The sequence below is a fragment of the Novosphingobium sp. SG720 genome, from assembly GCF_012275365.1.
GTDB classification, from domain to species: Bacteria; Pseudomonadota; Alphaproteobacteria; order Sphingomonadales; family Sphingomonadaceae; genus Novosphingobium; species Novosphingobium rhizosphaerae.
The window spans coordinates 111,546-122,652 of sequence record NZ_JAAZQN010000008.1 but is presented as its reverse complement, the minus strand read 5'-3'; the positions used below and the strand labels follow the sequence as shown (position 1 = coordinate 122,652).

Below are 11,107 nucleotides of genomic sequence, written 5' to 3'. Positions count from 1 at the left end.
GGCAGAGACCCTCGCCAAACTCGCCAACGGACATCCAGCCAACGCCGTCGGAGAGCTCATGCCCTGGACCGCCGTGGCCTGAGCACATCGCTTACCTTGATGCGGCCAAGGCCCTGATAGATTCGGTACTTCAAAGGTCGATTGCTGATGGAATGGCGCAGGCAATTGTCAGTCGGAATTCTTGCGAATCTGCCTTTGCCTTTCTGGCAAAGTTTGGGACGAAGCCGTCGTTCCCTTCCCGGTCCCAACATCTCGGCTTCTGCTAGGAGCCGACATTTGCTCGTTCGACCGACCCGGGTCGCTTACCGCCTTGCGATGCCCATCAGTTTATTCATCTGCTCAATATATGCGTCACCATCGCGCTTTGATGTCTGTGCGATAAACGAGTGACCGTTAGGCAACGACAGAACATTGTCGCCCCAACTGACGCTGTGGCGAAACGGATCCATGCCCGGCATCGCCAGGAAGACGGTCTGAATCGCCTCCTCGAGTTCAGCTGCCGTCGCATATAGCGTGCGTTGAACGAGCACCGGCAGCTTGCCCGGCTCGCCGAAAAGAGCCCCGCCAATGGCCATCTGGCCGGAGGCAAGCAAAAGCTCCAAAAAACGCATGTCAGTAATCGGGCAGCCCTCATATTCCCATTCGACGCCATTGCTCTGATTGAGGACGACGAGAGGTTGAATGCGGCCCGCGCCAGCGCCGTCTCCGAGCCGCGCGTCGAGCTCATTGCGATTGTCGGCGAGCCATTTTGCCTTTCTTGAAGCCTGATGGCAGGCGCGCTCGAGCTTTCGAATGTGGTTGTTGCGATCGATAGGCTCGGAAGGTGCCACGAGGCACTTCACCTCGCAGACCAAGATCGTCGAGCCGATGCGTACCAGCACGTCGACTTCCTCACGGGCCTCGCCTTGGGCTATGCTGGCAACGCCAGTAGGAATGCCGATCAGAAGCGGATTGCGGCCCACCGCTTCTTCCAAAGCCTGGCGAAGAGCGGCTTCAAAGCGCAATCCCGCCGGTGTCTTCGACAGGTCGGCATCACCGTAAGCATCCTGAAGCCAGCGATCGAGACGCCTCGTCGATGAGCCCCAGACGAGCGCACCCGCGACGATCATCACCATCGTTCCGTCACGCGATCTCACCAACGGTTTGTGCCAAAGCCCAGTGTTGAACAGCGGGTTGAGATTACCAAATGGATCGGCGGTTAAATAGTCGAGGCAGAGTTCGGCGAGAGCGGGATCGATTGCGAGCGCAGCCGACAGGAAATCCAAGAGGTGCGTCCGTGGAAATGCACAGGCGAAATCGCGCGGATCGTCCAGATCTTTCGCGGCGGGATCGATATCGCGGGGCAGCCTCAATCCTACCAGATCCTGTAGCACGCACACCGCCTTCTCGAGTAGGATGGGCGTCATCCGCGGGTCCGCACCCACGGGCTCTTCGAGAAATGGAGCCGCGTAGCTTTTGCGCAAGTTTTCGAGCGCCGAGCGATGCATGGCCGCTGTGATGGCGTCCGGCGCGCAAACTTCAATCCCGTCCGGTTCGATCGCACACGCCGTTAGGGGCAAGGCAAGTTCCAATCCCGCAAGGTCTTTCTCGAGGTTACGGCTCAAGAGAGAGGATTGTGCCGCGAGGATCTGATCGCGCCATTCCCAGGCACGCCATCTGGCGAGATCATCGCGCGCGCGCGGTGTCATGACGGCCGCTGCCTCGTTGTAATCGAAACCCCATGGCTCCCACAAAATCTGCTGCCAGAAGGCGCGGAAAGTTTGCAGGAAGTTGGCGGTCATATGACCGCGTGCCATAAGAAGCCGCATGTCATCGAGGTCGAGCGCCTTGTCCCCACCGTCTGGTTCGGTCGCCTGGTCAAGCCAGTAAGGAAGCGCGTCGACGACGGCATTGTTCGCATGATTCGGGTCCATGAGCGTCCCGTTGGGACCGACCGGTATCCCCTCCAACCCGATGGTGGAAATGTATGTCATCTCGTCTCCGCCGTTGGGCAGCGCCAGGTTCACCTTCCAACGGAAGATGTTCCAAGCGCGATTGGCGTTTGCGACCGCGAACACGACGCGCTGGTCTCCCGAGAGGCCGTCGAAAAGGCCATCGAGCAGCTCGCTTCGGACGCTTTCGAGGAAACCTCCTATGTAGATCGCGGCGCGAACCAGATCCGCGTCCCGCTCTCCAAGCATGTCATCGGCAATCGTTGCGACCCAAATTTTCGGGTCGAATTCGAGAGATGTCGGATGTTTCAGCGGCGGCTGGAGGCGGCCGGTGAGTCGGTCAAAAACGGGGCAACGAAGTTGGGCGGTCGTGAGCATACGTAAGGGCTACACGTGCGCCGACCTCGCCGCCAACACCAATTGACACCCAAGGACGCCGCGAAGCGTCGGCACTCCGTGCAGCGAGTGGTCCGGGAGCCGAAGGCGAGTAGAGCGCCGGTACCGGCACCGCCGCGATGTGCCCTCACCTGCGCTTCTTCTTCCCCTTCCCACTGCCCGCCGGCGTGCCGGTATTCGGCAGGCTGGACGGATGGGGCGTCAGGGTGGCGTCGCGCGGCCAGACAGCGTCCGAGCCATTCTTGGCGCAGCGGAAATGCTCGATACCCTTGTGCAGATCACGCGAGCAGATCTCGTACATGCTGGTGCGCTTTTCGTTTTCCCACCGCCCGGGATGCGCGGTGAACTTGGCCTTGCCCTCGGCATGGCGCTCGACGAACAGCGGGCGCAGCAGATCGCTCCCCTTGGCCGACTCCACGATCTTCCAGCGCGTGTCGAAGCTCAGGATGACGTCCGAACGCCGGTGCCGCGCATCGATATAGTGGAAGTGCCATTTGACGCCTCCATGCTCCTCCCGCTCGAGGCCGTCGTCGCCACCGGGCAGCATGAAGCGAAGGTAGAGGGCGACGCGATCGGGGACACGCTCGACCAGCGGTAGATAGCGCACGGGCTGAACGAACCCCCGAACGATCTCCCGCATCGGCGCGCGCTGCGGGATCAGCCCATAGAAATAGCCGCCGCCGACACCATCGATGCCGAGCGCCGCCGCTGGTGGCGACCAATTCTCGTCGCGCAATGCGCGATCGAGGGCATCGACCAGCTGGCCCGCCTTCCGCTTCTCATGATCAAACGCCTGATCGGTCTCTGGGAGCGGCATCGGCTCCTGTTCGACGATCAGCTCCTCAGCAGCGAACGCATCCTGGTCCAGTAAGCGATTGCGCTGAAGCCTGAGCTGCAGGCCGAGGTCGGTAAGCGAAGCCATGGCGCAAAGTCCGTCGAAAGGGAGGAGGATTGGGCAAAAGCGCCTGGCGGCGCTAATGGTACCAGATGTTGGTGTACCTCACGGTACCATTGCCGATCAGCGGCCGCGCTGCGCCCTCTGGGCGCCCGAGAGGCGGACACGCCGTCGTACCGCCGGTTTTACCGGCACAGGCGCAGGCGCATCGGCCGCAGGGGGTGGCCCGAAGGGGGAGAAGTTCATGGTCTGAAAGAGGCTGGAGACTTTCAAGTCCTGCTCCTTCACGAAGTTCATGAAGGCGTCAGCGAAATAGCTGTGATCGGTGCCGGGAAAGCGGAACCAGAACGTTGGCGACTCCCCGTCCTGCTGATCCTCGTAGCCAAGGAAACCCCAGGATTTCAGCAGTCGGGTGTCGACCAGCAGATCCTGTGTGTCCGGATATTTGCGCTGGACGAGGTCGGCATTGATCTCATGCTTCTCGCTGAAGCCGTAGCGATGCTCGCTCTCGTCCATGATCCAGCCGAGCATACCGCGCGACAGGCGCGGCAGCGGCGCAAGCCGGTCGATGAAGCCGTCGAGCGCCTCGGCCGCCTCTGCGGCCGATTCGAACAATCCGCCCGTTGCGTCGCTAGCATAGAACAGCGTGCCATCCGACCGCGTAATGCTCGGTCGGCGCTCGACCAGATCGGCGGTATCGGTCTCGAATGTACCTTCAATCTCGGGCTCGAGTTCGATGCGGATTTCACGACGCTCCTGCTGAAGCTTCTGCTGGATCGCCCGGATCGTATCGATCTTGGTCTCCATAACCATCCGGCACAGGTCGGTGATGCCAATGATATTCGCCTCGGCGAAACCGTGGCATTTCGCGGAAAGCGCAGGATCGATGGTATAGCTCTTTCGGCGCTCGCCGATCACGAGGATGAAGAACTCCTGATAGGCGGCAAGCTGGGCTTTCTTGATCTTGGTGAGGGTGTCTTTGACCTTGGCGGGATCGGACCGCGAGGTGATCTGGAAGGCGATTTTGCGCTTGCTAGTGCTGTCACCGAGATCGAGGCCCGGCTCGTTCGAACGCTTCTTGTTCAAATTCACCAGAGCGGCGTCGAGCGTCAGGTTGAGAATTTCGAGGAAGAAATTCTCCAAGACACTGTTCAGGTCGGTCTGCCCCAGTTCACACCGACGCTTCACCTGATGGGAAATAGCATCCAGATCATCGATGATCTGTCCGATAAAGACACCCCTGCTCGACACTGCTTATGCTCCGCCCCATTTTGACTGTGGACGGACATGATAGGGGCAAAACAATCGATGGCCACCCCGCGCGCCCGGCAATCTTTCGGTGAAGCAAAAAAGGGGCCCGCTGCACGAGAGCGAAACGAGCCGTGTGATCCGCCCGTGCCGGCCGGGGTGCGATCCTTTGCTGGCGGCGGCTTCGCCGCCGGGATGTGCGGTCGCCGCGCATGCGGCGGCGCTGTTGGTGGGCCTCTCCCGGGCTAGCGCGGGTGGGCGGCGCTCCCTGCTAGGCCCGCTCGCGGCCCCGGCAAGCCGGGCTGCGCCCGGCTCCTTCACTGGCGTTGCGGCCCTTCGCCACCCCGTCGCGAGGGCGACGGGTCCCCCGGACTTGGGTGCCGGTGCCGCTTGGCGCGGACCTTTCCGGTCGCATCTTGCCGCCCACCCCCGCTTTTCGGGGAGGCCATGGTGGTTTTTGGGGCGGTGCAGGAGGTGAACGATGCTTGTCTCCCCGAACGCCCGCGCGCGTGACAAGGGCCGGAAACCCGAGGCTTCCAGCGCGGGAACCCCAAACCCGAGCGCTTTCCCAGCGAAACCCGAGACCGCCCGCGCCAGCCTCTATGACGAGGTGACGGGGCGGATCATCGCCGAACTGGAGGCGGGCCGCTTCCCATGGGTGCAACCTTGGGGACAGCCCGATGGCGACGGCGGCGCGATCAGCCCCGGCCTGCCGCGCAATGCACTGACCGCGCGCCATTACTCTGGCGTCAATGTGCTGATCCTGTGGGGCGCGGTGATCGAGCATGGCTATCCCTCGCAAGCGTGGCTGACCTTCCGCCAAGCGCTGGAGGCAGGGGGCTGCGTCCGCAAGGGCGAGCGCGGCACGACCGTCGTCTATGCCGACCGTTTCACCCCCGAAGCCGAAAAGGCGCGGGCCGCCGAAACCGGCGGCGACGCCAAGACCATTCCATTCCTGAAGCGCTTTACCGTGTTCAACGTCGCGCAGTGCGAGGGACTGCGCCCGGGCCTTGCGCCCGATCCGGCCCCCTTGCCCGAACGGCAGATCGTCCCCGTCGCCGAGGAAGTGATTGCGGCGAGCGGCATCGATTTCCGCGTCGGCGGCAACCGCGCTTTCTACGTGCCAGCGCAGGATTACGTGCAGGTGCCGCCGCAGCCGGCCTTTTTCGAACAGGTCAACTATTACCGAACCTGCCTGCACGAACTTTGTCACGGCACTGGCCACCCCACGCGCTTGAACCGCAATCTCGCCAATAGATTCGGATCGAAAGACTATGCCCGCGAGGAATTAATAGCCGAAATGGGCTCGGCTTTTCTCTGCGCCGCTCTCGGCATCACCCCAACCGTCCGCCACGCCGACTATCTCGGCAGTTGGCTGGACGTGCTGCGCGAGGATAACCGCGCGATCTTCCGCGCGGCGAGTGCCGCCAGCAAGGCCGCCGATTGGCTGCTGGCGCGGCACGCCGCCACGCAGGCGGAGGCAGCTCGGGCCGAGGCAACCCGAGGCGACACTGGCGAACGCCCCACCCCGCAGGACGGGAGGCTCGCGGCATGATCGTGCTCACCCCCGAACTTCACGCGGCACTGCGCAGGAACGCCGAGCGCTCCGCCGAAACCGATCATGACCCTGCGCCGGTCGTCAAATTGTTCTCGCCCATAGGCGCGGCAACCTGGCTCGCGACCGAGCTGCTGGACGATGGCGATACGCTGTTCGGCCTCGCCGATCTGGGGTTCGGCTGTCCTGAACTCGGCTATTTCTCGCTCGGCGAGATCGCGCGGCTCCATTTGCCGTTCGGCCTGACCATCGAGCGCGACATCGGCTTTTCGACCAGCACCAGTCTGTCGGTCTGGGCCGACACCGCGCGCCGCGCCGGTTCGATCCGAGAGGCCCAATCGATCCTCTGGCGCATCGAATCAGCGCCGGGTCCCGAGCTTCCGACCGATCCCGAAGAGGGGAACGGCGGATGACGCGCGGCGCGTTCCGCCGCCTTTCGCAAAGCCGGTCCGCCCACCCGGAAAGATCGACGGACCGGCACTCACAAGGAGTGCTGACATGAAACTCGAATTCATCCCCCTCGACAAGCTCGTCGTGAGCAAGGCCAACATGCGCCATGGCAGGAAGGCGCCCGATGTCTCCGACATCCTGCCGACCGTGCGCAGCCGTGGCGTCCTCCAGCCGGTCATCGTCCGCGCGCATTGCGCGCCCCCCAAGGGTGAAGATGGCGGTTATGAAATCATCGCCGGAAGCCGCCGCTTCCACGCCGCGAAGATCGTCGCCGAGGAACGCCGCGCGGCCAGGGACGGCGCTGCCGATGCCGAAACGGCGTTGCTGCCCTGCGCGATCCTCGATGCGGGCGACGATGCCGCCGCCGTCGAAGCCTCGCTGATCGAAAATCTGGCGCGGCTCGACCCCGACGAGGTGACGCAGTGGGAAACCTTCACCCGGCTGGTCAAGGAAGGCCGCAGGCTTGAAGACATCGCCGTCACGTTCGGCCTGCCCGACCTTGCCGTCCGCCGCGTGCTCGCGCTCGGCAACCTGCTCCCCGCCATCCGCGACCTTTACCGCCGGGAAGAGATCGACGCGGCCACCGTGCGCCATCTGACGATGGCGTCGAAGAGCCAGCAAAAGGCATGGCTGGCGCTCGCCGACGATCCCGACAGCTATGTCCCGACCGGCCATCAATTGAAGGCATGGCTCTTCGGCGGGCAGTCGATCCCGGCACGCCACGCGCTGTTCGACATCGAGGCGAGCGGGCTTGCGACCGTCGCCGACCTGTTCGGCGACGACCGTTATGTCGCCGATGCCGATGCCTTCTGGACCGCGCAGAATGCTGCCATCGAGGCGAAGCGCGCCGCCTATGTCGAGCAGGGCTGGGCCGATGCGATCATCGTGCCGCCGTCCGACCATTTCTCGACATGGGAATATGAGAAGGCGGGCAAGCGCAAGGGCGGGCGCGTCTATCTCGACGTGCGCGCCAGTGGCGAGGTGATCGTCCACGAGGGCTATATCAGCCGCAAGGAGGCCGCGCGACTCGCCAAGGCGGAAGGGTCGGACAATGGCGCCGGGACCGGTCAGAAACAGGCCCGCCCAGAGGTGACATCGACGATGCAGACCTATATCGACCTGCATCGTCATGCCGCCGTCCGCGCGGCGATGCTCGTTCATCCGAGGGTCGCGCTGCGGTTGATGGTTGCCCACGCCATCGCCGGTTCGCACCTGTGGCGGATCACTCCCGAGCCGCAGACCGCCCGCAGCGACGCGGTGCGCGAGAGTATCGACAACAGCAAAGCCGAGGCGGACTTCGACGAACATCGCCGCGCGGTGTTGGCGGTGCTCGGCTTCTCGCCCGAGGAGCCGACCGTTACCGGCGGAAACTGCGATGGTTATGGTGTCGTCGGCGTGTTCCAGCGCCTGCTCGACCTTCCCGACATGGTTGTCATGGACGTGATCGCCATCGTCATGGGCGAAACCCTCGCCAGCGGCAGTGCCGCCGTCGAGGCGGTGGGCATCGAGATCGGCGTCGATATGGCCCGCTACTGGCAGGCCGACGATGTCTTTTTCGAACTGATTCGCGACCGGGAGGTATCGACCCGGATCGTCGCCGAGGTTGCAGGCGAAAACGTGGCCAGCGCTAACCGGCAAGAGAAGACCAAGACCCTGAAACGCATCGTCCGCGATCATCTCGACGGCGTGGGCGGGCGCGAACGGCGCGCGCATTGGGTGCCGCGTTGGATGGCGTTCCCGCCCGATGCCTATACGGCGCGCGGCGGCGTCGGCACGGTCGCGGCTCATGCCAAGGCGCAGGCGGCGCGGGAGATCGTGCGGCTCCACCCGAGCGACGACGAGCCTGATCCGACCGCGCCCGGCGCGGGGATGGCGCTACCGGGGCTCGACGAAGAGGCCGACCGTCTCGCCGCCTGATCCCTCGCGGGCGGTAGGGAAACCGCCGCCCGCACCTCCTCCATCCTTGAAAATTCGGCCGCGCGCCCTCGCCCCGAGGGGCTCGGGCGCGCGGGAAAGGGAGGCCATCATGGCTGACCGTGTATCCGCGGGCATTATCATTAGCGGCGCTTGACCTCGATCCCCGCTGCCCGATCTCGTCGCTCTACTTCAGGCACAGGGTTTGCCCACCAACTGGGACGGCGAAAGGTATCCTCGTCGTGTCCCTTCCAACGCACGCCTGCAACGGCCAGCGGGAGCTCGGCCCAGCCCACGGTCAGGCGGAAGATGGACCTCGACATGGTCCTGGCCGCTATCGCCTTTTGCATCGAACCGGAACGCCTGTCCTGTCGTCGTCAGCCCAACGGCGGGAATGTCGGTGGTATCGACGAACGTACGTGTGGACGGTCGATCCGATAGTGCGGCGGCCTGTCCGCGCAGTCCACGACCCATTCATCGCGGGGAATGAACCAGCGGCATTGTCGTCGTCACTACCGCCGTGTCCCGCACCGTTTTCGGCTCCTCGGGCGCATGACCTGGGACGGCCGCAACCCCGCGAAACCATCGCCCTGCGGCTTATTTCCCCGCCCGCGCCCACCCCACGCGGCATGCCGCGCGGGGGCCCCAAGGCTACGGGCTCCTCGCGATCGCTGCGCTTCAAATAAGCCTCCGGCTCCGGTCCTCCGCTGTCGCTTCGGCCTGCCGGTTCGCAGGCCCGCCGTGACCGTCCCCCCGGTCCGCCTATCGCCCGGAAACGGTTCGGGGCGACTTTTCAGGAGACGAACAATGCCCGCCATCGGTTATGTCACCCGCAACGGAGAAGGCTTCAAGGGCCAGCTCAAGACGCTCTCGATCCGCACCGACATCGAGATCATTCCCAACGCCCGCAAATCCGGCGACACCCAGCCTGACTACCGCGTGTCGGCATCCGGCGTCGAGGTCGGGGCCGGCTGGATCCGGCGCGGCGAAATGTCTGGCCGCGACTATGTGTCGCTGTCGCTCGCCGCACCCGAATTCGGGCCGCGCCGGCTCTACGCGAATCTCGGCCGCGCTGCGGGCCAAGACGAGGATGCCTTCGCAATCATCTGGAATCCGGCCGATTGAGCGAACCGCCCCGCGCTCGCCGAGGGCGCGGGGCATCGCCAACGACCTGAAAACACTGGTGGCGATTGGGGGGCGGAATCGCAGGGGTCGATTTGCGACCCTGCCAAAGACGGCCGGATCGATCCAATCCGCACGCATCAGCCGGCGCACGGTGCGCTGGCGCGGATGGACTGGAATCATGGACGACACCGCCGACCGCGCGCAAGCTGCACGCGAAATCTGCCCCTTCCTCACCGCCAAGCAGGCGGCCTTTCATCTCGGCCTCGCCTATTCGACGCTGAAGCGCCTGCGCCATGCGGGAACCGGGCCGAAATGCCGACTGCACGGCCGAACCTGGCGCTATCATATCGACGATATCGAAGCGTGGTCGGCAGCCCGCGCGCGCGGCGGCGACCGTGGTTGAGCGCCGCGACATGCCGCTGTTCGCCTGGGGTGACGCGCTGCGCGCCGCCCGCGCACGCCGTACGAAGCTGCGTCGTCGCGCCGTGATTCTGGGTGGCGGAATCGCCTGCCTCGGCCTCACGATTTTGCTGCCGCCGCTGCCCCGGCTGGTCTGGAATGCGAGCGCCAGCGCGCCCATTGGCCTCTATGCCGTATCGCCCGGAGCGGCGCCCAAACGCGGCGATATGGTGATCGCGTGGCCGCCGCCCGAAGCGCGGCAACTGGCCGCGCGCCGCCGCTATCTGCCGTCGGGCGTGCCGCTGGTGAAGCGCGTGACCGCGATCGCTGGAGATACGATCTGCGGTGTCGGAAAGGTGGTGATGGTCAACGGAAAGCCGCTCGCCAGGCGCCGCGCCGCTGATGCCGAAGGCCTTCCGCTGCCAGCCTGGCAAGGGTGCGCACGGCTCGGGCCTGGCATGATCTTCCTGCTCATGACCGAGACGCCGGACTCGTTCGACGGGCGCTATTTCGGACCGACATTGGCGCACGATGTCATCGGCAGGGCGACACCTTTATGGGTCCGCTGAAGCCGCTCGCGTTCGCCGCCGCATGCCTGGTCGCGACCTCCTCCATAGCCCGCCCGCCAGACGTCGATCCGGTATCCCGCTGGCGCGCCGAGATCTTAGAGGCGTCCGCGCGGTTCAGCGTGCCGGTCGCCTGGATCGAGCGGGTGATGCGCGCCGAAAGTGGCGGCCAGACGATGCGCGACGGACGCCCGATCATCTCAAGGGCGGGCGCAATGGGGCTGATGCAGGTGATGCCGGCAACCTGGGCGACGCTGCGCGCAGCGCACGGCCTGGGCGCCAATCCGCATGATCCCCGCGACAATATCCTGGCAGGCACGGCCTATCTGCGCGCGATGTATGACCGGTTTGGCTATCCTGGGCTGTTCGCCGCCTACAACGCCGGCCCCGGCCGGTATGCCGCCCATCTCGCAACGGGTCGTGCACTGCCAGCCGAGACGCAGGCCTATGTCGCGCAGGTGTCGGGCACCCATTCGAGTCCAGCGCCATCCCTCCCACAGCGGTCGCCGCCAGCATTGTTCGTCGTGCTCCGGATCAGCCACACGGCCCCCGGTCCTTCGCCATCGCGGGCGTCGGACACGCCAGCGGACACGCTTTTCGCGGTTCGCGCACCCCGCTGACCAGACTA

Annotated in this window: 10 protein-coding genes; 7 read left to right on the top strand and 3 right to left on the bottom strand. The window is 64.8% G+C overall.

Features of this window, described 5'->3' with window-relative positions; all coding sequences use genetic code 11:
• Positions 1 to 302: 302 nt before the first annotated feature.
• From FHW94_RS21560 to FHW94_RS21550, 3 genes are all read right to left on the bottom strand, one after another.
• Positions 303 to 2,309, bottom strand: coding sequence for a hypothetical protein (locus FHW94_RS21560; protein WP_168557898.1), 2,007 nt, complete (start codon positions 2,307 to 2,309; stop codon positions 303 to 305).
• 145 nt (positions 2,310 to 2,454) lie between these two features.
• Entirely contained in the window at positions 2,455 to 3,249 is a 795-nt protein-coding gene (locus FHW94_RS21555; protein WP_168557897.1) for a hypothetical protein, read from the bottom strand.
• Positions 3,250 to 3,345: 96 nt separating this feature from the next.
• Positions 3,346 to 4,473, bottom strand: coding sequence for an SMEK domain-containing protein (locus tag FHW94_RS21550; protein WP_168557896.1), 1,128 nt, complete (start codon positions 4,471 to 4,473; stop codon positions 3,346 to 3,348).
• 478 nt (positions 4,474 to 4,951) lie between these two features.
• Here FHW94_RS21550 and FHW94_RS21545 point away from each other — a divergent pair, with 478 nt between their 5' ends.
• The 7 genes from FHW94_RS21545 (at position 4,952) to FHW94_RS21515 (ending at position 11,099) form a co-directional block, all read left to right on the top strand.
• Positions 4,952 to 6,025 carry a zincin-like metallopeptidase domain-containing protein gene (locus FHW94_RS21545; protein WP_168557895.1) on the top strand — a complete coding sequence of 358 codons (1,074 nt, stop codon included), beginning with the start codon at positions 4,952 to 4,954 and terminating at the stop codon, positions 6,023 to 6,025.
• Positions 6,022 to 6,438, top strand: a complete 417-nt coding sequence (locus FHW94_RS21540) for a DUF2958 domain-containing protein (RefSeq protein WP_168557894.1) — start codon at positions 6,022 to 6,024, stop codon at positions 6,436 to 6,438. Before FHW94_RS21545 ends, FHW94_RS21540 begins: the two co-directional genes overlap by 4 nt.
• An 85-nt stretch (positions 6,439 to 6,523) precedes the next feature.
• Positions 6,524 to 8,392: a ParB N-terminal domain-containing protein gene (locus tag FHW94_RS21535; RefSeq protein ID WP_168557893.1), complete on the top strand. Its 1,869-nt coding sequence runs from the start codon at positions 6,524 to 6,526 to the stop codon at positions 8,390 to 8,392.
• An 804-nt stretch (positions 8,393 to 9,196) separates the two neighbouring features.
• Positions 9,197 to 9,514 carry a DUF736 domain-containing protein gene (locus FHW94_RS21530; RefSeq protein ID WP_168557892.1) on the top strand — a complete coding sequence of 106 codons (318 nt, stop codon included), beginning with the start codon at positions 9,197 to 9,199 and terminating at the stop codon, positions 9,512 to 9,514.
• 178 nt (positions 9,515 to 9,692) lie between these two features.
• The gene (locus FHW94_RS21525; protein ID WP_168557891.1) at positions 9,693 to 9,917 is read left to right on the top strand and encodes a helix-turn-helix domain-containing protein; all 225 of its coding nucleotides are present in this window, start codon (positions 9,693 to 9,695) and stop codon (positions 9,915 to 9,917) included.
• A gap of 10 nt (positions 9,918 to 9,927) precedes the next feature.
• A complete protein-coding gene (locus tag FHW94_RS21520; protein ID WP_168557890.1) occupies positions 9,928 to 10,482 on the top strand; it encodes a S26 family signal peptidase in 555 nt (184 codons plus the stop codon).
• Positions 10,470 to 11,099, top strand: coding sequence for a lytic transglycosylase domain-containing protein (locus FHW94_RS21515; RefSeq protein ID WP_168557889.1), 630 nt, complete (start codon positions 10,470 to 10,472; stop codon positions 11,097 to 11,099). Before FHW94_RS21520 ends, FHW94_RS21515 begins: the two co-directional genes overlap by 13 nt.
• Positions 11,100 to 11,107: the final 8 nt, after the last annotated feature.